General features: G+C 43.0%; 20 protein-coding genes. 12 read left to right on the forward strand and 8 right to left on the reverse strand.

Annotation, left to right across the window (positions count from 1 at the left end; translation table 11 throughout):
- The first annotated feature begins 21 nt into the window (after positions 1 to 21).
- Positions 22 to 255: a hypothetical protein gene (locus ACO05K_RS04365; RefSeq protein WP_421943241.1), complete on the forward strand. Its 234-nt coding sequence runs from the start codon at positions 22 to 24 to the stop codon at positions 253 to 255.
- A gap of 10 nt (positions 256 to 265) precedes the next feature.
- Here ACO05K_RS04365 and ACO05K_RS04370 read toward each other — a convergent pair whose 3' ends face one another.
- From ACO05K_RS04370 to ACO05K_RS04390, 5 genes are all read right to left on the reverse strand, one after another.
- Entirely contained in the window at positions 266 to 898 is a 633-nt protein-coding gene (locus tag ACO05K_RS04370) for a DJ-1/PfpI family protein (RefSeq protein ID WP_421943242.1), read from the reverse strand.
- A gap of 731 nt (positions 899 to 1,629) precedes the next feature.
- A complete protein-coding gene (locus ACO05K_RS04375) occupies positions 1,630 to 2,763 on the reverse strand; it encodes an NADH-dependent flavin oxidoreductase (RefSeq protein WP_421943243.1) in 1,134 nt (377 codons plus the stop codon).
- A 648-nt stretch (positions 2,764 to 3,411) separates the two neighbouring features.
- A complete protein-coding gene (locus ACO05K_RS04380) occupies positions 3,412 to 4,062 on the reverse strand; it encodes a Crp/Fnr family transcriptional regulator (protein ID WP_421943244.1) in 651 nt (216 codons plus the stop codon).
- A gap of 100 nt (positions 4,063 to 4,162) precedes the next feature.
- Positions 4,163 to 6,547, reverse strand: coding sequence for a TonB-dependent receptor domain-containing protein (locus tag ACO05K_RS04385; RefSeq protein ID WP_421943245.1), 2,385 nt, complete (start codon positions 6,545 to 6,547; stop codon positions 4,163 to 4,165).
- A 516-nt stretch (positions 6,548 to 7,063) separates the two neighbouring features.
- The gene (locus ACO05K_RS04390) at positions 7,064 to 7,579 is read right to left on the reverse strand and encodes an NAD(P)H-dependent oxidoreductase (protein ID WP_421943246.1); all 516 of its coding nucleotides are present in this window, start codon (positions 7,577 to 7,579) and stop codon (positions 7,064 to 7,066) included.
- A gap of 467 nt (positions 7,580 to 8,046) precedes the next feature.
- Here ACO05K_RS04390 and ACO05K_RS04395 point away from each other — a divergent pair, with 467 nt between their 5' ends.
- From ACO05K_RS04395 to ACO05K_RS04410, 4 genes are all read left to right on the forward strand, one after another.
- Entirely contained in the window at positions 8,047 to 8,748 is a 702-nt protein-coding gene (locus ACO05K_RS04395; RefSeq protein WP_421943247.1) for an SDR family oxidoreductase, read from the forward strand.
- Positions 8,749 to 8,759: 11 nt separating this feature from the next.
- The gene (locus ACO05K_RS04400; protein WP_421943248.1) at positions 8,760 to 9,659 is read left to right on the forward strand and encodes a helix-turn-helix domain-containing protein; all 900 of its coding nucleotides are present in this window, start codon (positions 8,760 to 8,762) and stop codon (positions 9,657 to 9,659) included.
- Between the two features lie 657 nt (positions 9,660 to 10,316).
- Complete coding sequence (locus tag ACO05K_RS04405; protein WP_421943249.1) at positions 10,317 to 11,138, forward strand: SDR family NAD(P)-dependent oxidoreductase; 822 nt, start codon at positions 10,317 to 10,319, stop codon at positions 11,136 to 11,138.
- Positions 11,139 to 11,211: 73 nt separating this feature from the next.
- Positions 11,212 to 12,096, forward strand: a complete 885-nt coding sequence (locus tag ACO05K_RS04410; RefSeq protein ID WP_421943250.1) for a helix-turn-helix domain-containing protein — start codon at positions 11,212 to 11,214, stop codon at positions 12,094 to 12,096.
- A 367-nt stretch (positions 12,097 to 12,463) separates the two neighbouring features.
- On the opposite strand, the gene ACO05K_RS04415 is transcribed toward ACO05K_RS04410, so the two are convergent.
- Entirely contained in the window at positions 12,464 to 12,934 is a 471-nt protein-coding gene (locus tag ACO05K_RS04415; protein WP_421943251.1) for a RidA family protein, read from the reverse strand.
- A gap of 84 nt (positions 12,935 to 13,018) precedes the next feature.
- Positions 13,019 to 13,765, reverse strand: coding sequence for a Crp/Fnr family transcriptional regulator (locus ACO05K_RS04420; RefSeq protein WP_421943252.1), 747 nt, complete (start codon positions 13,763 to 13,765; stop codon positions 13,019 to 13,021).
- A 507-nt stretch (positions 13,766 to 14,272) separates the two neighbouring features.
- On the opposite strand from ACO05K_RS04420, the gene ACO05K_RS04425 reads away from it, so the two are divergent.
- The 5 genes from ACO05K_RS04425 (at position 14,273) to ACO05K_RS04445 (ending at position 19,117) form a co-directional block, all read left to right on the forward strand.
- Positions 14,273 to 15,022: an SDR family oxidoreductase gene (locus tag ACO05K_RS04425; protein WP_421943253.1), complete on the forward strand. Its 750-nt coding sequence runs from the start codon at positions 14,273 to 14,275 to the stop codon at positions 15,020 to 15,022.
- A 79-nt stretch (positions 15,023 to 15,101) separates the two neighbouring features.
- Positions 15,102 to 16,004: an SDR family NAD(P)-dependent oxidoreductase gene (locus tag ACO05K_RS04430; protein ID WP_421943254.1), complete on the forward strand. Its 903-nt coding sequence runs from the start codon at positions 15,102 to 15,104 to the stop codon at positions 16,002 to 16,004.
- A 43-nt stretch (positions 16,005 to 16,047) separates the two neighbouring features.
- Positions 16,048 to 16,839 carry an Atu4866 domain-containing protein gene (locus tag ACO05K_RS04435; protein ID WP_421943255.1) on the forward strand — a complete coding sequence of 264 codons (792 nt, stop codon included), beginning with the start codon at positions 16,048 to 16,050 and terminating at the stop codon, positions 16,837 to 16,839.
- Positions 16,840 to 17,044: 205 nt separating this feature from the next.
- A complete protein-coding gene (locus ACO05K_RS04440) occupies positions 17,045 to 17,785 on the forward strand; it encodes an SDR family oxidoreductase (RefSeq protein ID WP_421943256.1) in 741 nt (246 codons plus the stop codon).
- A 279-nt stretch (positions 17,786 to 18,064) separates the two neighbouring features.
- Positions 18,065 to 19,117: an aldo/keto reductase gene (locus ACO05K_RS04445; protein ID WP_124913755.1), complete on the forward strand. Its 1,053-nt coding sequence runs from the start codon at positions 18,065 to 18,067 to the stop codon at positions 19,115 to 19,117.
- Between the two features lie 1,256 nt (positions 19,118 to 20,373).
- On the opposite strand, the gene ACO05K_RS04450 is transcribed toward ACO05K_RS04445, so the two are convergent.
- Positions 20,374 to 20,976: a Crp/Fnr family transcriptional regulator gene (locus ACO05K_RS04450; RefSeq protein WP_421943257.1), complete on the reverse strand. Its 603-nt coding sequence runs from the start codon at positions 20,974 to 20,976 to the stop codon at positions 20,374 to 20,376.
- Positions 20,977 to 21,944: 968 nt separating this feature from the next.
- Here ACO05K_RS04450 and ACO05K_RS04455 point away from each other — a divergent pair.
- Both ACO05K_RS04455 and ACO05K_RS04460 read left to right on the forward strand, forming a co-directional pair.
- Complete coding sequence (locus ACO05K_RS04455; protein WP_421943258.1) at positions 21,945 to 22,703, forward strand: SDR family NAD(P)-dependent oxidoreductase; 759 nt, start codon at positions 21,945 to 21,947, stop codon at positions 22,701 to 22,703.
- A gap of 32 nt (positions 22,704 to 22,735) precedes the next feature.
- Complete coding sequence (locus tag ACO05K_RS04460; RefSeq protein ID WP_421943259.1) at positions 22,736 to 23,158, forward strand: nuclear transport factor 2 family protein; 423 nt, start codon at positions 22,736 to 22,738, stop codon at positions 23,156 to 23,158.
- Positions 23,159 to 23,169: the final 11 nt, after the last annotated feature.

Here is a 23,169-nt window from a genome sequence, read left to right on the forward strand (position 1 = left end):
ATATCTGATCTCGGGATTGTGATGAATTTATTCTCTGCTAATTTACGGTTTTCTGCCGAAATTGAAGCAAAGATAGGAGCTATAGAAGGCAAATCAGATCATTCTGCAGGAATTCTGATGGCAGCCGTAGGAGAAAGCGCCTCTAAGAGATGTATACCACTTTCTTTACTTAAAGTACTGATCGGGTATGCCTTTTTGTGTTTTAAAACAGGAGTTTTTACAGGTATCTCCGCTTATTTTATAAAATTAATTTAAATCCCGGTCATCAAATCCTGGGCTTTGAAAAAGGATCATTGTCTGGCTCATTCTTCCATTCATATTCTGCCCGGAGCGCTATGCTTGCGGCAAGATCGTTCCCGAACAGTTTTGAAACCAGTGCATAGGCCATATCGATTCCCGCAGACACTCCAGAGGAACTGAAGAATTTTCCATCCTCCACCCACCTTGCTTCTGGGATCCACATTACCCGGTCACTTTGAGATGTTGCCCATTGATATGCGCGCTTATTTGTCGTAGCCTTTCTTCCATCAAGGATCCCTGTTTTTGCAAGCATGGCAGAGCCGGTACATATGGTTGCCACATGAGCAGTGACCTCAGCAAGAGATTTTAACCTGTTCAGCAATAATTGGTTGAATACTTCTCTCCGGGTTCCGGCCCCCCCCGGGATCATGAGTATATCCAGGTCAGGAACATTCGAAAAACTGTAATCCAGTTTCACAACAGGTCCAGCGCTACTTTTAGCCTCACTGCCTTTTTCGCCGATAAGAATAATTTCAACCCTATCATCCAGAAAGCCAAAGACATCAAGAGGTCCGAAAACATCCAGTAGCTGAAAACCATCGAATAGCACCATGCCCAGCAACATTTTTTTTGGTTTGGAAGATTCTGATCCGTCCATTTATATTGTTTTTACGCATAAAAATAAGGAAAACCATTCTCAGTAAAAAGTGTGACGGAGAAGTTTTCATCTATTCAGGATCTTCGGACTTCCAGGGCAAGCGGTTTCTGGATCTCAATCCGGCGACATTACAACAGGATTTAACCCACTGGATTCATAGCGCATTACCATAGGTAAAAGAAACCGGCGATTTAGGTGACGGTTTTTCAAAAAAAGAAAATCAATTGAAAACCTTCAACTAGTCGAATGTTATTGAACAGCGAATAAGAAATAATTGTAGCGTAAGTAATTTATCAAACTTCATTAAATCATAAACGTTAAATAAAAATAAAATGATCACATTTCCGGATTTTGATGGGCACTGGTCCCGTCTTGATACCCAATATGATAAAGTTTAAAGACCGCAGGCTTTATTTTAAAGATTTTATCGCGTTTTAAAAGACCTTGGAATACAAAACGCGAAAATTTTCCTGTCCGGCGATGTTCTGGCAACCATTGTCGCATCCGAGAGGGAAAAATGGGATTCGGTGGTGCTAGTTGAATATCCGAGTTTTACTTCATTCAAAACGATGGCGATGAGCGACAGTAATCAGACAATAGCAGAACCGCTGAGAGCAGCGGCAGTCGAGGATACAAAAATGTTTGTCACGCGCAGGACTGAAGATTAATTCATCTTTACATCTTATAATATCAACGAAGACATCCCTAAGATATCTTCGTTGAAATATATGTTAAGCTGTTTTGATCCATCCCTTTGCACCATGGATGATGGGGATCAGTTTTTTTGGAATCTTCTTTTCCGATATTTGATCCAGATCCAGCACCATGGTAAGCTGCGGCGCTTTTTGATAGGCCTGTAGCGCCCAGTCAGGATTGATAACCATCCCTCTTCCGATGGCCGCCAAGTCTAGTCCAAGACCGATGGCTGCTTCTGCCTGCTCCGGCGTGGTAAGTTCTCCCGCAGCGATCATGGGTACACGGCCATTGATGTATGAGGAAAGTACTTGCATGGTAGTTCTGCTGGTTGCACTGTAAAGAGGCTTTTGGGTAAGCGCCTGAAAAAGAGAGAAATGCAAATAGTCAACATCCTCTAGGATAAGGGCGTCTATCAGTGCCAAGCTGTCTTTCAACCTTAGTCCCGTCTCAGGCAATTCCTCTGGGGAAATTCTGAATCCCAACAGAAATGGCCTTTCTGAAAATTCCGCTATTGTACGCTTTATCTCCCGGACAATTTCTATTGCAAGCCGCATTCTATTTTCAATATTTCCGCCCCACTGATCTTTCCGCTCGTTGAACATGGGAGAGAGGAAATTCTGGATCAGAAAACCATGGGCACCGTGAATCTCAACCCCGTCAAAACCTGCAACAATCGCTCTTCGGGTTGTCTGGCCAAATGCTTTCACAATCTCCCAGATTTCATTTTCCTCCAGCGCTCTGGGAATCTGAAGTTTTGGCGGGGAAAATGGCGTTACCTCCGACATAATGGAGCTTGCGCTTACCACAGTCGCGTAAGGACTGAATTCAGCATAAGCTTTGTTGCCTGCATGAAAGATCTGGAGGATGGCCGGTGCTCCATCACTTTTGGCCACATCCGCCAGGTCTTTCAGCCCTGGGATAAAGCGGTCATCATAAGCCGCGAATTCATCGGTAAAACCAATGCCTTCAGGTGTTACATGCGTACAACCTGTAATAACAAGACCGACACCCTTCACCCGGTTACTGTACCACGCTATCTCTTCCTGAGAAACTGTGAAATCCTCGTTTGATGCCCAAGTGGTCATTGGTGCCATCACTATTCTGTTTTTTACTTCGATCCCCTTACGGCCAAAAGTTAATGGTTTTAGTAATTTGCTGTTCTTTTTCATTATATTGTTTTTAAATTCTCAAAAATATGGTCTCCCCGATAAGCTCAAGCCTGCATGAATCAGCAGTTTCATGCATGTTGCCAATCGATCGGTATTTCTTTCCATAGGAATGGGACGATTGGTAAGATTGTCCTTCATTACCTAAATAATCTACACCACAAAATTAACATGCATTTGGGGCACGGGAATGCGAATTAGAAACCATTAACTGCGAAATTCAAACATTCAGATCAGGTATGCTTGCTTTTAAGGCGAAGTGGGTCGATCACGATAATGCAAAAGAAGCAATAGACTGGTTTTTATTGATTCTTATCTAAAACCGGGAATGTTTGATTTTTCATCGGTTTCGAGCTGAAAAGAGGAGGAAATGTTGGTGTAATCGCTTACCCGGTCAAGACCGCAGTGTCGGCAAATGAAATGCAGTTAGATCAGAGGAGTCTCCGTAATGGTTGGTTGCAGAAATTTATCAGCTGTAATTGCGGTCAGCTGTTATGAAACTAAAATCCATGCGACAAACATCTGATTAGCAGAAGTGACATGCTTTTATCAGGATGTTGGACTCAGTCGCACTGGAAGGTTATTTGCTGTCCCTGATCATCATCTCATGAAGGCTTGGGTAAGTTTATTGGGCACAGTCAGTCATGAACGTTAACTTTTTGCCATAGACCGGCTCCTGATCCTGGACAGGGATACCGGTGTAATGCCCAGGTAGTTTGCGATGTAGTGTTGTGGGATTTGTTGAAAAATTTCCCCTCCGGAATTCAGAAGCTCAAGATATCTCTTTTCAGGACTCTGCATTAAAAATGTACGGGTTCTCTGATCATAGCAAAGAATGTAAAATTCTGCAATCCTTCTCCTCATTTGCTCGATCTTAAGCGCAATAAGGGGATTGTCACTCAGCACTTCGAGTTTCTTTTTGGTGAGGACGATCAGTCTTGTAGCCTGAATAGCCTGAAGGCCGGATGAACTGGGTGCCGCTGAGATGAAACTGCTGTAAGCCGATCCGACATCACCTCTAAAACTGAAATAGGAAGTAATGATTTCACCGTTTTTATCCACAAAATAACGGACCGCACCATTGGTGATGAATATCATTTTCTGATAAACTTCATTGATGTCAAATATGAGTTCATTTTTTTTGAATTCCTGAAAAGATAAAGCTGAGCTGAACAATAACCACTCCTCATCGCTGAAGGTTTGGAATCCGGTGAGGCATTCCCTGAAATAGTTCAAGTCGCTCTGGTTCTGTTTCATTTGTTTGTCAATGACTGAAAATTTGGCGGAAGATTTCTTCTCCATGTTTATCGGGTTAAAGCTTCTCAAAGATGATAAACTTTTTTTGATAAACAAACGATCTGACCTTGTACGGGTCAGATCGCTCAGCCTAAAGCCGGATATTTTAAAAATTAAACCTGTATCCGAAATCAGGCTGAAATCCAATTTGATTCTTCTGATCGATCATCCCGCTCTGCCTGTTGTATTCTCTGATAAAAACATTTTTCCTGTCCGTAAGATTCTGGAAATCCACATAGAATTGGTGAGACAGTTTTTTGGTTTTACTGTTCAGTTTGATCCCAAACTTAAGGTCCAGACGAAGGTAATCGTCATATTGCTCGCTAAATGGGTTTGTGTCGTCCTTAACATCGAATCCTGCCGCTCTTGAGGCCGCAAGGTCTGTCGGGGTGTAATATCTTCCACCCGCAGTACTGAACTTGGTATTAATCGAAAATACATTCCGTCCGTTTTTCCCTATTTTAAACTCTTTGCCTGCCAGAAAATTGACCACATATCCGTTGTTGAAAGGTGAGTTTCGTTCCACTCCATCACTTCCCTTGTATTTGCTCTCGAAGAACGATGATGTCAATAACAGATTATATCCTTTGCTGAAAAACTTTTCCAGGGTAAATTCTACCCCCGAATTGCTCCCTTTTCCGTCATTGACAAGCGAGGTTTTATCGATTGAGTAGGTAAAGCTTGCTCCCTCGGTTAGTGAAGAATATCCAGAACGTGCCCGTTCCACAGCGGCGTTATTGATCACCTGATGATACAGCTCAAGTTTTGCGCGCCAGTTATCGGCAAACCTTAGATCATAACCGACCACATAGTGCTGACTGGCTACAAACTTCAGATTCTTATTGGTCTGCACGAGTGACCCACCAACATTTTCGTTAAGAAACAGGATAGGGGCTGGAACGTTCTGATGGTGCATACCGTACCCGACGTTTATAGTGCTTTTTGGGCTTACCGAATAGCTAAGCGATGCCCTGGGTTCCACCACAAATTGTTCATTGACCGAGAAATACTGACCGTGTACGCCAGTATTTAGCGTTAGTTTTTCGGTCAGCCTGAACTGGGCCTGGGCAAAGGGTTGGACGATCTGATACCTGCCGTCGGTATTGATCAGGCTGGATAGGTCGGCTATCCCGTCTCCGTCGCGATCCGGCTGGCGGTCCCTGTCCGAGATATTGGCTTTGAGATTAAAGTTTTCGTAAAGCAATCCTGCTCTTAGAGTGATTTTATTCGACATTTTTGAATTAATAAAAGTGGAAAATGTCATCCTACGCTCTGTATTGTCCGAGTTTGTATATTCGATCCGGTTTTCAGACGCCGTCTGATAATTCAGAAAGCGAAAGGCCTCATAGGTCGATTTTGCTGATGAAGTTCCCAGGACTGTTTTTAGATAGGACTTCGCGCCAAGGTTAATTGTGTGTTTGAGCCCAAATGCGGTAAAATTCGATTTCGCATACGAATCCTCATCTTTTTTTGCGAACAAATCCTTGTCGTCAGTGATTTCATTGCCTATGAAATCTATGTCGGAATTACCAAGTATCCCAAAAACCGAGAAGTTTCCTGCTTTGGAATTTCCAAAATCAAGATTGAATGAAAGGTCATTGTAATTGGGCTGGGCTGCGGTTCCCGCCAGTCCCAAAGGACCAACGATGCCGTAACGGGCTGCAACTAAAAATGATCCGCCTGCCTTTCTGAACAGAGGTCCCTCAGCCATCGCTTCTGCCCCTGGGAATGCTGCTGCACCGAGGGTAAATTCATAGGTATCTGTATTTCCCTTCCTGAATCCAAGATCAAAGATCCCGCCAATCGCGTTGCCGTATTCTGCAGGGAATGCAGAAGTGATGAAGTCTGAGTTGGCAAGCATGTTTGGATTCAGTGCAGATACCGGGCTACCTGTTGTGCCCAGAGTCGAAAAGTGGTTGGGACTGGGAACAGGGATGCCTTCTATTCTCCATAAAAGTCCTGATGGTGAATTTCCCCTGATCACAATGTCATTTCTGCTGTCGTCGGCTGTGGCAACCCCGGCAAAGTTAGAGGCAAGACGCGCAACATCACTTCTGCCTCCGGAATACCTGCTGGCCTCTTCAGCGGAGAATTGTCTCGCGGAAACTGCTGCCATTTGATTGATGGCCCTGGATTTACCTCTTCCTGTACCCACGATTCGAACCCCTTCTAGGTTATTGAACTTTTCACTCAAAGCGATGGAGAGAATGCTTTCTTTACCTGTAGTGATCTCGATTTCAGAAACGGTCGCATTCTCATAACCCAAAAAACTGATCTGTATATTTTGTCTTCCAAGCGGAATATTGGGCAACCGGAAATTGCCGTCCTGATCAGTTGTGGTTTTTAAGTTGTTGTCATCGACCAGGCTCACTGTCGCACCCGAAATTGGTTTTTCTGATTGTTTGTCCAATACCCTGCCTTTGATTGTTCCGGTCTGAGCGAAAGCGATGCCTGTTGTTAAACATAGAAGCATCAAGAAAAGTGTTTTCATTTTGTTATTGATTAAGTTTGGCACAAAGATGCTGGGGAAGCTCACGTCAAAACGTTAACAATAGATAACAAATTCAGATTATCTGCTTGATCCTGGCCGTATATCAGTCGCCCGGTTTACTTGTCAGTCCTGCAAGCAGTGCGCATCACTATCGCAGATTGTTTGCATAGCATCTCGGAGTGCCCCCCGCCAGATGCACATTCGGGAGTGTGTTTTTGTCATGACTGGCGCTATGAGGTCAGATAATGCCTGTAAAAGATTTTGGATGACGTTTGTGGGCAGTTGGTAGCTTCGCCCGGTATTCAGCGTAAGTTTATAAGAGTGATTTCAGGCTGAAAACCCGCAGACTTATCAGATTGGAAATTAATAGCCACTCATCAGGGAGGCAATGTTTAAATTCATGTTCTGCCAATAAATGCCTGACGGCAGGGAAACCCAATATCCAATTGGCCATGGATTTCATCATTCGTAAATCCGCTAACATTTCAGGATCTGCCAGGTGCTTTTTCCACTCTTTTAAGCATTAGCCCCCGGTCTGAATGGAATTAATTTGATCAATATAGTCAATGGCACTATTTTCCAGACGTTCAGTTGTCCCATTGAATTCCAGTCGCATAAAACTAAATGTGGCCGGTAGTCTGCTTTTACATATTTGTAAGTAAACTCAAATGGAGCCAGAAACTGGTCCATTGTATATTGACATTCGCCATCCGGCTGATGTTGATCACGGACTATTCCCGCACTGACCGCAACCTTTATCTTTTTTCCTTTGAGTTTATATTCATTGTCCGTGCCGAAGGCCCACCCTTGAACCAGGACCTCATCCGGCCATTGTTTCAACAGGGGAGGATAATTGAACCAGAATATTGGATACTGAAAAATAATCGTATCAAAGCTTTCCAACACAGCCTGCTCCCTGATGACATCAATTTTGCCATCCGGATATGCTCGATGTAACTCATGGATGACGTATTTCTCCGGAACTTTAGCAAGTTCGAAAAGCCAGCGTCGGTGGACGATTGAATTGGCCACGTCAGAATGGATTAAAATTACCAGCGTTTTTGATTCCAAAACCGCTAAACCAAAATCAACTTTTAAATGTTTATTGGTTGTGAACGAGGCGCTGACCTCAAAACCACAATGATAGGGGCAATTGGATTCAAAAAAAATGTACTGATTCCCGTAAAGAAAGCCAGACTTAAGTCGTATTGTTTATCATTAATATCTTGAACACAAATGTTATTATTGTAAGAATTTGCCAGGTGTCCTGGCGGCTGGATCTCGAGGTCCAGAATTTGGTTTGGGAGGAAGTATCTTTTGGCGGGCATTGCTTGCAGTTCATGAAAGCAACTTTGAAAAGACTCCGGACATGGGAATTCCATTGCAAATGTTTGAATAGTGCAACTTTTAGTTTGATTTGCGCATTCAGGGTCACACTAAAACCTGTTACTTTTGTTTAGTAAAAAATCATCAAATTTACGATACTTAAAAATAAGACAATGGAAATAAAGGATGTGAAAGTCGTGATTACCGGAGCAACAGGTGGAATCGGATTAGAGATTGCAAGGACTTTAAGAGCGCTGGGCGCTGAGGTCGTGATCAGTGGCAGGGATGGTGATAAGGTGATCAAATGTGCAGATGAAATCGGCGCCTATGGAATTAAGGCTGACGTTTGCTTAGAGCAGGATGTTGAAGAGCTTTTTAAATTTGCCCTGCAAAAGATGACCTCAGTGAATGTATTGATCAACAATGCAGGAGTGGGAACTTTTTCTCGACTGGTTGATACCTCCCTGGAAGATTTTCAGAAGATGTGGGAGGTAAACGTGAGAGGTTATTTCCTGGCTGGAAAACAGGCGGCAAAGATCTTCCTAAATCAAAACAATGGTAACATTATCAATATAGGTTCAACCGCATCACTCAGGGGATATGCTAATGGCTCGGGTTATGTCTCCAGTAAATTTGCAGTTTCCGGACTGACAGAATGCTGGCGCGCAGAGCTTCGCCCGCATAATGTAAGGGTGATGCAAATCAATCCAAGCGAGGTCATAACAGATTTTATAACTAAGGCAGGGATGTCGGCAGCAAATGAGGAACACAAATTAAAGGCTGAGCATATTGCAAAGGTCGTTGTCGGCATGCTTAGCCTTGATGATATCGCTTTTATTCCTGACGCATCTGTTTGGGCAACTAATCCATGGTAAATAATGTCGGTATGGGAGATTTAATTCAAGTACAAAAACTGCATCAACACATCTGGATGCCTGATCATCTGCAAAGGGAGATGGGACAATTCAATATTTTTCCGATCATGAACACGCCAGGAAATTTTGTGAACTGTCAGCCTTATAACAGGAAAGGTTTTTATAAAATCAGTCTGCTTACCGGACACACCCGGCTTTATTATGCAGATAAGAATATGGAATTCAAAGACAGCGCGCTGCTTTTTTCCAACCCCAATATCCCTTACTCATGGGAGGATATCGGAGAGGGGCAGACAGGGTATTATTGTATATTCACGGAGGGTTTTTTTGATGAACGTCAGCAGATCCGGGAATACCCCGTTTTTAAACCCGGAAATAATCCGCTCTTTGAACTTTCTGCTTCCCAGGTACCTGAGGTGTCCGCTGTTTTTCAAAGAATGCTGGAAGAAATAGATAGTGATTTTGAATATAAATATGACGTGCTGCGAAATCTTGCCCTCGAGCTGATCTATATGGCACTGAAGATGAAGCCCGCAACCAGCATCCCTTATGCGGATTCCAATGGCCCGATTCGGATCGCAACCCTTTTTAGTGAACTTCTCGAGCGCCAGTTTCCCATTGAATCTCCTAATCAATCAATGAAGTTACGCTTTCCCGCAGAATATGCAGATTATCTTTCCATTCATATCAATCACCTGAACAGGTCCCTTAAAAAAGTGACAGGTCAGACAACCTCTCAGCTTATCGCTTCAAGAATAATGCAGGAGGCCAGGATCTTGTTACAGCATACAAACTGGAATATTTCCGAAATCGGCAGATCCCTTGGATTTGAGGAATTGTCTCACTTCATTAATTTTTTCAAAAAAAACGAGGTGCTGACCCCTAAGCATTTCCGTAACCACCATTCCTGATGCAGCACCCTAGTTCTCCGTGCTTGGAAAGATCAGGAAACAGGTGCCGGAATTAAGATTCTTTCTCCGGTCCTTTCATCGCACCAGGATGATGAGCGGGTTGATGACGCCCTGTGTATTTGTCTTTTTTACGACATTATCCAGCACATCGTCATCAGCTTTTTTAAGAAGATTTTCTGGGAACCGATTGAGTTATGCCGGTTCTGCTTGATCAAATGATTCATTGCAGGTGATCTGCAATCACGTTTTGATACTCCTATTTGCCAGATGGTACACTACATCCAACATTCCAATTATAATTGCTATTTTTTGAGCGGGCTGCATATGATGGTTTTATACTGTCTCGCACCAGGTACAGGGCTCATTGTCGGGTGCCTGGAATAAACCGTTCGTGCTCAGTGCTAGAAGTGCTGCAACTATTTAATGCAACGGCATGTCATTTTATATCAGTCATCTTCTGACATGAACCAACAATTTGCTTGGATACATGTAGGCGCATAGAGGGCAAGCGAAGGACGGAATCAACCTTAGTTTTCGATCTATAAGATGAAAAGGCGAATAAATCTTCACTATCCTGTTTCTGTATCACAAATACAACTTTTTGTATAAATATTTACTGATGTCTGAACATAGCTTTGCAGTATCAATTTAAAAGAAATGGAAAAGACAATTTTAATAACGGGAGCCTCTAGGGGCTTCGGAAAACTTTGGGCCAGGACGTTTTTAAAGCGTGGGGACAGGGTAGCTGCAACAGCGAGGAAGCTCTCGGATCTGGACGACCTGGTCGAGGAATTTGGAGAATTGTTCACCCCGATACAGCTCGATGTAAATGACAGGACCGCAACCTTCAAGGCCGTGAAGTACGCCGGTTCTTCCCTGGGCACCATTGATGTTTTAATTAATAACGCGGGCTTTGGCCTTTTTGGCGCAATCGAGGAGGCTTCAGAAGGAGAAGTACGCCAGCAGTTTGAAACCAATGTATTTGGCCTGCTATGGGTTACACAGGCCATTCTGCCCATAATGAGGGACCAGGGGTATGGCCATATTGTTCAGTTATCAAGTGCCCTGGGTCTTACCGCTCTTCCAACCCTGGGAATATACAGTGCCTCAAAATTTGCTGTGGAGGGGCTTAGCGAGGCACTGAGTGCTGAGGTATCGGGCTTTGGAATCAAAGTGACCTTACTGGAGCCAAATGGTTTCGCTACGGACTGGGCCGGGGCATCATCGATTCAGAGCAAGCCAATGAAAGAGTATGAACTTGTCAGAAGTGATGTTCAGGAAAATGCAAAACCGACCGATTATGGGGAGCCATTGGCAACAGCGCCGGCCATACTCAAACTCATTGACAGCGAGAATCCGCCATTGAGATTGTTTTTGGGTAATATGGCTTATCCATGGATCAGATATGTTTATGAGAATAGACTCGCTGCTTGGGAGGATTGGAAAGAGATTTCCGCTGCCGCACAAGGTACAGTATAGTCCAAGTTTTAAAATTGGATTACGCTGACAAAATCTGCGCCTGATTTGGCGTAGATTTATTCAAAATTTTGACATGAAACACTTTAAGAGCATAAGTGAATTACATCGCCACAATGGGTTTGCATCTCCGGAGAATCCGTTGATCAGTCTGGTAAAATGTGGAGGGGTTTGTTCATCCGGGCAATTCGAGTTTACCACCGACTTTTTCATGGTCGGATTTAAAAAGCTTAAATCAGGTATATTTAGCTACGGCAAGACAAAATATGATCATCAGCTAGGCTCAATGTCTTTCGTGAAACCCAGACAGGTGATTGCCTTCAAGGATTTGATTTTTGAAGAAAATGACTTTCTGATATTTTTTCATGAGGACTTTCTCAACGGTCATCCTCTTTTTCATGACATCAAGAAATACAATTATTTTAATTACGAGGTCAATGAAGCGCTTCACCTTTCTCCAAAAGAAGAACAGGTCATGTGGGATCTGCACGATAAAATCCAGATGGAGTATCTTAACAATCAGGATGAGTATAGCAGGGAGATTATGATCGGACATATCGAATCGATGCTTAAGTATGCTCAACGCTATTATAAGCGGCAGTTTATTAATCGCAGAGAATTGTCCGGAAATACCACCTCCAGATTTCATCAGGTCCTCACCACTTATTCGGAAGATGGCTCTTTGCAACAGCTTGGCTTGCCCTCTGTTACATTCATGGCCAACCAGCTTAATATCTCGCCGCATTATCTTACCGATTTGCTGAAGCAGGAAACAGGGAAGACCGCACTTGATCTTATTCATATTTATCTCATAGCTGAAGCAAAGAACATCCTAAAGGGTTCGGGCAGAAATATAACCGAGACGGCCGCGATGTTGGGTTTCGAAAACCTGCCTTATTTTTCAAGACTTTTCAAGAGAGAAACCGGATTGAGCCCTAAGAAGTTTCAAAGTCAAAACTGAATGCGGTAGCCATATGAGGAGTATTCATGATTGTAAAAGACCCCTCCGCGCCACTTATTTTCTGCTTTGAACTTGAATCCCATCAATTTAAAGTGGATGAGAAAGACCTGTTTTACCAGGGTCGTTTACCTCCTGAAAACCGCTTTGTTTAAAATATGGGCACCACTGTCTGCTATTTTGCCGAAGTCAGGCGACATGGGACAATGCCTTGAACACTGCTGAAACTCCAATCTAACTGTTCCGCACGATTCGGGCATTTGTGGCCCGAATCATGTGGACTTAGTCTCGTCTTCGCGCAGACGGGAAATATATGAACCAGCCAATTATCATTCAGAATGGGAAAATCCATGAGCATGTCTTTCTGATGCTATTTGACAACTGTGGCCTCAAGTTCAATCTTTAGCGTTTCAAATAAGCTTTTTACTTCAAGCATGGTCAGTGCCTGCTGGATGTTGTGCTTTTTTATCCAATCCTGCAAAATACCGAAATGAGGCCAGAGTTCTGACGTAGCTGTGGTGTAGACATTCAGACGGACAATGCCATTGCATTCAAACCCTGCCTTTGTAATCACCTTCTCCAGGTTTTGTATCGCTTTTTTTAACTGTGTCTCCATGTTCTCATCACTCGAGATGCCTTCATCATTGATCGCAGTCTGCCCCGATACATAAAGGGTGCTTTGAACATTCTTTACTTCTACCGCCTGTACGTAGCTTCTCGAATCCTGCCATTTCCATGGGTTGGTTATTTTCTTTTCCATATGATTGTTTTTAATTGTCTGTGCCATCGCTGGCGCAGAAAGGATGAGCGCCCATCCCAAAATCTTTAGTCCTTTATGCATTGTTGTAAATGTTTATACAAAAATAGCGGGCCGAATGAAAGCAGAAGTTGACGTGTGTCACTATTTTTTAGTGATCTACCTCACTTAAGGATGCAACCTGCTCAAAGTTTCCCGTGATACGCCAATGTATGCGGCCAGAAGCCGCTTTGGTACACGCTGAACAAGGAAGGGGTATCGCTTCTGCACCTGTTCAAAACGTGCTCTGGCTTCGGAGGTCATCGTGGAAATGATCCGCTGCTGAGCGGCGATAAAACCAGAATTAGCCTTCTGAAGAAAGAATAGCGCCATCTTGTGGGATTTTTCACACAAGATCTGATAATCTTTCAGCGTCAGACAGAGCACTTCGGTGTCCTCAATGCATTCCAGGGACATTGTCGCACTTGATTGCATGAAAAATGCCTGAAAATCACTTTCCCACCAGTCTTCTGCCGCAAAAGAAATAATATGCTCTTTTCCTGTATCTGCCGTGTAAACCAGTTTTAATAAGCCAGAGAGCACAAAATAGTGATGTCGTACAGGTTCGCCAGGCTGAATGAGGTACTGATGTTTTTTAAATTTCCTTTTGTTGAAATGTGAACCTATAAATTCATATTCTTCATTTGTAAGTTCTATTGTCCGTGAAATATGAGCCTTAAGTTGTTCTTGCATGGGTTCATTTAAATTAATGTGATTCATTTTATTGTCAGCAAAGTTCTTCACATGAAATGTTGCGCCGCTCAGAATACAGCAGTCCGTATGGTTGTCCCTGATCTCTGTTCTCGGGTTGTAACAAAATCCATCACAGGGACAGTCCCGTTTCCGCATGCAATATAGCAGTAAAACGTTTTTCATTTCTTGCCATTTGGCAATATAAATTATTGTCTTATGTATTAATTTTGTTGAAGCAGTAAAGATAAAGGCACGTAGCAATTTATTCAAAAATCTCATTTGAATATTGCCTCAATCCGGAAAGACATCAGGTGATATTGAAATATTTCACTGAATTGATCCAAAAACCGGAAACAGGTCTTTTGTGTACAAGGGATATAATGTTGTCATCAGTGTAGCGAGATCATTGGAAGCATGTGAAGGTCGTCCCCTCATTGGAAGATCGGCCTTTTCGCAGATTCAGGCTTCCGCCATTATTATTAAACCAAACAATTTTTTTGGAATAAAGAGACATTGTCTTATGACAGGTGTCGGAGCAAACATCAGAACTAATCGGGCGTGATCACATCGTGATTCGCCTGTTAGGTCAAGGAGGGCTTGTGGATGTTTGATTTTTGTAACTATTGGTTTGCTATATGCAAGCCGCTGAGCATATGGAACAGTAATTTTGAGTACTTAAAATCATCAAATATGGAACAAATCAAAATCGAAGGAAAAGTAGTGGCCATTACCGGCGCAAGCAGCGGTATTGGTGAGGCAATCGCCAGGCATCTAGCCTCGCGGGGCGCAAGGGTTGTTCTGGGCGCAAGACGTCTGGACAAACTGGAAGAGATCGCAGGGTCAATAAAAGAAGCTGGCGGCGAAGCGGTTTTTAAAGGTCTGGATGTTACCAGCGCTGAAGACGTGGCGGCATTCGCCGCCTTTGCCGTAGAGCAGTTCGGAACGCTGGATGTTTTTGTCAACAATGCCGGGGTGATGCCTCTGTCTATGATCAATGCCTACAAGATCAGTGAATGGCATCAGATGGTTGACGTAAATATCAAGGGGGTTTTGCATGGCATCGCGGCTGCCCTGCCGATTTTCGAGCAGAAGGACAGTGGTCAGTTTATCAATATTACTTCGGTGGGGGACCGCTGGGTTGGTCCGACATCTGTGATCTACAGCGCAACCAAGCATGCAGTAAGGGCAATATCGGATGGGTTAAGGCAAGAGGTCAGCAACAATATCCGAGTAACGATTGTCGCCCCGGGCGCCACCGAATCAGACCTGCTCTCGACCATCTCTGATCCGGAACTTAAAAAAGATGCCATGGAAAGGTTTAGGGAGAGTCTATTGCCCGCCGCGGCGATAGCCAGATCGGTAGCTTTTGCCGTAGAGCAACCTTCGGATGTGGACGTGAATGAAATAGTGGTACGTCCAACTGCTCAGAAAAGTTTTTAACACATCAAATGATAGGGTTTGACCATTCCTCCCGGCCTGGCCGGGAGATTGGCCTGAACCATAACCTTTAAAAAAAACAATGATGAAAAACGATAAAAAAACAACCGTATTGATTACGGGAGCAGGCTCAGGTATGGGCTTGCATACCGCAAGAACACTCGCCACAGCCGGATACATGGTGTATGCAGGGGTCAGGGATCCAAACGGAAGAAACACCGAGAAGTCGCAGAATCTTTTGAAAGAGCTCAACGGGGCAGAGAAAAACATAGAAATTGTTGACCTCGATATTCTTCAGGACAATTCCTGCCGGAATGCTGCCGATCAGATTGTCGCACAACATGAGAGTATCGATGTGGTCATTCACAATGCGGCTCACCTTTACATTGGGTTCTCTGAAGCCTTTGAACCCGAGCAGCTTGCCAGTTCCTTGAACACCAATCTTATCGGTGCCCACAGACTGAACAGGGCAGTACTGCCACACATGAGAAAAGAAGGAAAAGGGCTGATTCTGTACGTAGGCAGTGGTATAACCAATGTAACCGCGCCATTTATGGCCCCTTATGTGGTAGGAAAGGCAGCCCTTGACGCGCTTGCAGAAAACACAGCCTACGAAATCAGTCAGTTCGGGGTGGAAACCACGATCCTGATGCCCGGAGTTTACATGGATGATACCCTGCACTTTGCGGCAGCGGAATTCCCGCATGATGAAAAGGTACTCAAGGAATATACCCGCCTGGAAAAAGATTATGATAATTATGAGCCGGGCCTGAGAAATCTGTTCCGTTTTGGGGATGCGCCCATACAGAGTGTGGCAGATAAGATTGCCGAAATTCTTGCTCTTCCAGCCGGTCAGCGCCCTTTGCGTGATACTGTGGACTTTTCCGACTGGGTTGCCGAGCCCGGCAACGGCGTGAGGGAAGCACTGACCGAAAGAGCCTTTCGGATCATGGGGTACAGTCATTTGCTGCGTGTAAAGTATTAATCACGGCCCGGGATGAAAGCCCCGGGTTCTTAAAACAAATTATATGGTAAGTAAATCAAAGCTTAAAAGCGCGGTAATGCAAAGAATTTACTGCGTCCATTTCATTTTACTCCTAACCGCTCTCGGTTCTGCAAGCTGCATCGGCCAGGATGTAAAGTCTGAATCTTCAGTAATGAAGCAGTCAGAACTGACCGTTGCAAGGCAGTTTCAGAAATGGCAAAAGGGAGAAGGCAACTTTTTCGATATTGTTGATGAGCAGGTCGTCTGGACAGTTAGCGGTAAATCGCCCGTTTCCGGAATATACAAAGGGAAAAAAGATTTTATGGAAAACTCGCTCAATCCCATTACCCGTAAATTCAAAACCCCATTAAAACCCGAGCTCATTAGCCTAACCTCCGACTCGGCCTTCGTGTGGCTGCATTTCAAAGGTACGGCTGCGACTAAGGACAATGGTATCTATGAAAACACCTATTTATGGAAAATGAAACTCCGTAATCAGAAAGTGATTGATGCGGTCGCCTTCCTGGATACCTATGAATTGGATAAACTGATGAAACCTGAAAATAAGGAAACTACAATGGAAAAAACGATAGAAGAAACCAAGGATTATCTGGGGATGTGGGTGACGCGAGACGGCAGGGTCCGTCAGGAACTACTGACCGGTAACCGGTATGACGAGGCACGCGGTAACCAAAAAAGCGCCTACCAGGGAAATTACCGCGTCAAAGGCAATCATATTTATTATAAGGATGATACCGGGTTCAGCGCGGATGGGGAATTCAGGAACGGAATACTATACCATGGTGGCATGGTGTTTCATAAAGAAAAAAAATAGATCATCAAATGGTAATAAATCGGCCTTCCAGGTCAGTTTGAACCAGGCGAGAAAATCCTGAACCGCAAAACACAAACTCCAAATGATACAGATTAACAGGGGCGAGTCTTCAGCTAACAATAATTCGATCATCATCGATCACATGGGACCGATGTTGATCAAAGCTTGTGGGATTCCTGAAAATTTTAACTTAAAATAGATCATCATGAAAAAATTAATTGGTAAAGTTGCCCTCGTTACGGGGGCTTCCAGGGGTATAGGAGCAGAGATCGCTAAGGAACTTGCACATGCCGGCGCAAATGTGATCGTCAATTATTCCGGTAGTCAGGAAGCTGCGGAACAGGTTGTTGAAGAAATCCGCTCATATGGTACAAATGCCATCTCGGTCCAGGCGGATGTCAGTAAATCATCGGATGTCAAACGGCTTTTCGATGAGTCCATAGCAAAGTTCGGGAGGATCGACATTCTGATCAACAACGCCGGAGTAATTCTTTATAAACTCATCAAAGACACCACCGACGAAGATCTGAACAAAATTCTAGAGGTCAATATCAGAGGGGTTTTCAATACACTGCGGGAAGCCGCGGAAAGACTTGAAGAAAATGGCAGCATCGTTAATTTTTCCACATCGGTCAACAGACTGATAATGCCCACCTATGGTGCATATGCGGCATCCAAATCCGCGGTGGAACAGCTTACCCGAGTTTTTGCCAAAGAAATAGGATCCAGGGGCATCAATGTCAACTCCGTTTCTCCGGGACCGACCAATACAGAACTTTTCATGAAAGGTAAGGATGATCAGGCGCTATCTCATATAGCAGCGCTGTCGGCTTTCAATAAGATTGGAGAACCAATCGATATTGCAAAAGTAGTGGTCTTTTTGGTTGGTGAAGACGCTAAATGGATATCCGCCCAGAATATTGGTATCAACGGGGGCATGTCATGACCGGGTATCTCTTTAAGAGAAAAACACAGTGCTCGTTTACCAATTGATCAAGGAGAATCACTATCGGTTTCATGAAAGTAAATGCTTCGGTCGCTGCATTTTTACTTTATGCCATGATTATACAATACTCATGATTGTTGCTTTCGGTGGTTAGATAAAGGAAAAAAACTCTTTCATCCTGTTGGAAGTAATGTTCAGGGAGAGCGCCAAAGCACTACAAAATTTAAATGCATAATCAACACTAAAATCAACAAATTTGTTTAACATAATCACAGAAAAATGGAATACAAAACTTTAGGAAACACAGGCCTGCTTGTATCGCGGCTTTGTCTTGGAACGATGACAATGGGGTCGGGAACGGGCATTTATGAACATATCGGGAGCGTCGGTCAAACGGATGCGGATGAGCTTGTAAAACACTCATTTGATGCTGGCATCAACTTCTTCGATACCGCTGATGTATATTCAGGGGGAGAGAGTGAACGGACACTAGGACAGGCGTTTAAAAACCTAAATATCAACAGAAAGGATGTGGTAATCTCAACCAAAGTTTATTCTAGGACAGGCCCGGGACGCAATGATGTAGGTGCTTCTAGAAAGCACATTATGGACGGAGTGGAGGCAAGTCTGAAAAATCTTCAGACTGACCATATTGATCTCTACCAGATTCACGCCAATGATATCCTCACTCCCACCGAGGAGATTCTACGTGCTCTTGATGACCTAATAAGATCAGGCAAGGTTCGCTATATTGGCTGCTCGAACTGGCAGTCCTGGAAAATCGCAAAAGCTTTGGGAATATCCGCAACCAAAAACCTGGCGCGTTTTGACTCTTTGCAGGCTTATTATTCCATTGCAGGAAGAGATCTTGAACGAGAAATCGTGCCTATGCTAGAGGATGAGAAACTAGGTCTTATGGTTTGGAGCCCACTCGCGGGTGGATTGTTATCGGGTAAATTTAGCAGAGAAAACCAAAATCCCGAGAATTCCAGAAGATCGGGGTTTGATTTCCCTATCGTAGATAAGGAAAGGGCCTGGAATATCTTAGATGTCATTGCACCGATCGCTGAAAAACATGCAGTAAGCGCAGCGCGCATTGCTCTGGCATGGCTTCTGTCGAAAGAAGTGGTTACATCCATTATCGTAGGAGCGAAGCGTGTCGATCAATTGGAGGATAATTTAAAAGCGACAGAACTTCACTTGTCTGCTCAAGAGCTGGAACAATTGGATGAAGTAAGTCTTCTGCCTCCTGAATATCCCAACTGGATGATTGAAACTCAGGGTGCTGATCGTCTTGGAGAGGTGGATCTGTGGAAAGGACGTTCATCTTAAAAAAGAACAAAAGCAGGGCTTACGCTCTGCTTTTGTTTTACCTGGTAGTTGAACAAAGGATTGAATTTTGGCACGCAGGTTCCATTCAGGGACGCGTTTGAATATCAATCGCGGAATTAAACGAATATTCAGCCCATCTGGATAAATGGCAATATTGTTTTAGCCGGTGCTTTTGAAAAACTGCACGCCAGTTCAATCTGAGTCCAGATGGAACACCGTTAAACCCACTGAAGATTACGAAATGTTTATTTTTCATTCATCAACAATACCTTCAAAGTTAAGTTGAAGTAATATCTGTCCTGTAACCAGAGCGTTGATCGCAGTCTGATATTAAAGATTCTCTTAAGTTGATTGCATGATATAACTTAATATGAAAGTTAGGTTTTTGTCCATCTAGGCTGTAGAGATCTTGATAATGGGAAATGAGCAGTTGAGAGATTCATATCCGAATGTTATACCAATGTAGAGCCTAGACGAATTGATTTTACCCATGAGAAACCTTTAGAAGGCGTGGGTCGAGATCGGCAGGAAAGTAAGCCGACTTGATGTGCTGATCAATAATGCAGAGATCGCGGGCAGCCTACTACAAACGGCTCTGAAATGTACGATAGTAAAATTTCGAACGATTTTGAAACAATCCTGTCTGGGGCGGTAAGAGCTTTACAAGCATTTTTGGAGTTGCTGAGAAAAGCTTACATCCACATATTATAAATGTGAGTCAAGCATAGGCTCTCTCGACCTTTATGGATATTCTGACTGGCAATATTAAAAATAAGCAGAGCTGTTAAGCGTTTATTCGGCTTCCAAAGCTGCATCAAACATGTATTCCATTACCCTGGCTTACCAACTCCTTTAATGGATGATCCAGGTTATACCAAGGGTGATTTTAACCATAACTAGGACTTGGTTCGGTTGAAGATGTGCCAGCCAAAGTCGTCAGCGCCCCGATGGATGAAAAGAGAGAAGCATGCGCTTTTATAATTGAGGAATATGATCCGCAATCGGATCATTTTCCATGGTAGTGATATGCTTTCGCTGGAACAATATTCATTTAAGCCAATTAATTATAAATGCATAGCTACCCTGATTTTTGTGGAACACATTCTGAGCCATATAACTTGCAATGCCCCCATAAAGTTAGAAATTTTATGGGGACGTTTCGATCGCAGTAATTTAAGTTGCAATCCAGAAGACCCAGGGACCTGTGGTATCTGTTCGATTTGATAATAATCCACCTCAAAGCTGGAGGCGCTGAACTAAGCAGATTCCTGCAAAACCACTCTGGATCTGTCGATGATCTTTCTGCGTATCCTGCTGAGCGAAGTTGCCGTTACCCCTAGATAGGAGGCAAGGTAATGCAATGGTATACGGTTTGCCAGCATTGGATGATCCCTAAGAAAACTCAGGTATCTGCTCTTGGCGTCTTCGCATAGCATTGCACTTAGTGCATTTACCTTTTTTGCAAGCTCGGAGGCAACAATTTTGCTAAATAGCAATTCCCATCCGGGAATATGCGCTGAAATATCACTCATCGCTTTAGGCGAAAATATAATGAATTCACAATCCGAAATCACGTGGGCGCAGGGAACTGCGGGCTGATTGTGAATATAACTATGGATGTCTACCAAAAAACTGTTTTCTGCAAAAAAAAATTTAGTGATTTCTTCGTTTTGATCATTGATATAATAAATTCTTAATATTCCTTTAATCAGGAATGCGACCTCTTCAGAAGCCTGTTCGAGTTGGTTGGAACGGTCATCTTTTTTGTAGAGTCTGATGACCGCTTGTGATTTTAAAAATTCGATCTGTTCTGCATCCAGCTTCCCGAATTGCAAGAGATAATTAATCAAAGATTCCATGACACAATATACGAATAAAAACAATTCTCATTTCTTGTCATTTGGCAAGAAAATTATAATTGCAATGAAGTATTTTTGTATGCATTTTTTTTATTTAAATACCTGATTATCTAATGATAAGCATATTTTTATTAAAAATTTGAAGACATGATCATGCTTTTAGAGATGAACGATAGTGTAAACCGAAGTGTTGGAATTTTCCATTTTGGATCGTTTTTCGTGTACGTTAACATGTTTTTTTGAGAAAGTATGAGCAGAGGTAATGGATTGATTGGATAAAATTTGTTTTTAATCATTCCGTGAACAACTGATTATTTTGTTTAGAATAACCCAACAAAATGCAAGTAAGGATATAATATATACCATAGGTCTTTGGTCTATTGACTGATGTGTTAAGGAGGGTATGAACTCAACCTTATTGAACTTATTGTTAAACGGGTAACATCTATCAGCGGTAAGCTGGTTTACAATCTAAAATTGGTGCAGTGTTTTTTTAGTTTATCAAACGAAGGGTTGCAGAATAAATAAATTAAAATATGATATCTTATCAATATCATTTTCAAGAAATAAAAAAAAATGGACAAGCCGATAGAAGAAACAAAAAAATATTTAGTTAAGTAGGTGTCAGGTGATGGTTAGCTCCGTTAGAGCTCCTGGCCGGTAATCGTCCGGATGAGGTCAGCGGAATATGGAGAGTACCTTAAGGAAATCTAAAGTGACGGAGAATCATATTGAGTACAGGATGATAGTGGATTAATCGCGATGGTGCATTTAAGGAGGGTATACCTTTCATCTTGGCATGATGTTCTATAACCAGAAAAACTGACTCACAGCACTAACCTTGCTAACAAACTTCTTTATCCATCATAAGCAAGTATCAAGGATTTGATGCAAGATAACTGGTTTTGATATTATAAGAAAGTGCATTTCATACAGATCTAAATTTAAACTATAACGATATCATAAATATGATTAATTCAAACAGACTTAGTGGCAAAGTAGCCATAGTAACCGGATCATCCAAGGGTCTTGGTGCGGAGATTGCGAAACAATTTGCACGTGAGGGTGCATCAGTGATCGTAAATTATTCTTCAAGCAAAGCTGGCGCTGAGGCGGTGGTTTCTCATATCGAAAATTTCGGCGGAAAGGCCAAAGCCATTCAGGCGAATATGGGGAATCCTGAAGATGTAAGTGCATTATTTGCCCAAGCATACGATGCTTTTGGCTCACTGGACATCTTAGTCAATAACGCAGGCGTTTATGATTTTCTACCGATCGAACAGCTTTCGTTGGAGAGTTTTCGTAAACATTTTGAACTTAATGTTTATGGCTACCTTCTTGCGATCAAGACTTCATTGAAATATTTCAAGAAAGAAGGCGGCAGTATCATCAATATGAGTTCAACAGTGACCATTTTTGGTCCTGTTAATGCATCTACCTACACCGCTACAAAAGGTGCTATTGACGGATTGACCAGGGCTCTTTCAAATGAGCTGGCACAACGTAAGATTAGGGTGAATGCAATAAAGCCCGGAGTGGTCGCGACCGAAGGTGTGGTTGAAGGAGGGTTTTTAGATAGTGATTTCGGTAAGGAAACCACAGCAGCCACACCACTTGGCAGGCTGGGTCTAGTCAGTGACATCTCTCCCGCAGTAGTTTATCTTGCATCTGAAGAATCAGCATGGATGACCGGAGAGACGATTATTTTATCCGGGGGCCACAGATAGCAAATATAACAGAACTACTCAGATATATTACTATGGATAACAATCACATTTTAAAACCTTCACAGGTTGTCAAAAATTATCTTGACACTTTTTTCAGCAAGGACATAGAGAAAACACTGGATTGCCTGACAGATGATGTCGTTTGGCAGGTTCAGGGAGCAGCTAAGGTCCCCACAATCGGAACAAGAAAAGGTAAGGACGAAGTGCGTGCCTGGCTTGAGCTTTTTCCAGTCAATTTTAAACCTCTGGAGTTCAAGATTGAACGCTTTTTTGACCAAGATGATGAATGCGTCATAACCGGACATGTCAAACATCAGATCCTGAGCACGGACAGAATATTCGCTAGCGATTTTGCAGCAGTATGCAGGATAAGGGAAGGTAAAATATGCTCTTATAAATTTCTGGAAGACTCTTATGGTCTTTGGGAATCTTTCCAGTCGAATCAGCTACTTTAAAAATTAATGAT

It is taken from the genome of Pedobacter sp. (genome assembly GCF_965227205.1).
Classification (GTDB): Bacteria; Bacteroidota; Bacteroidia; order Sphingobacteriales; family Sphingobacteriaceae; genus Pedobacter.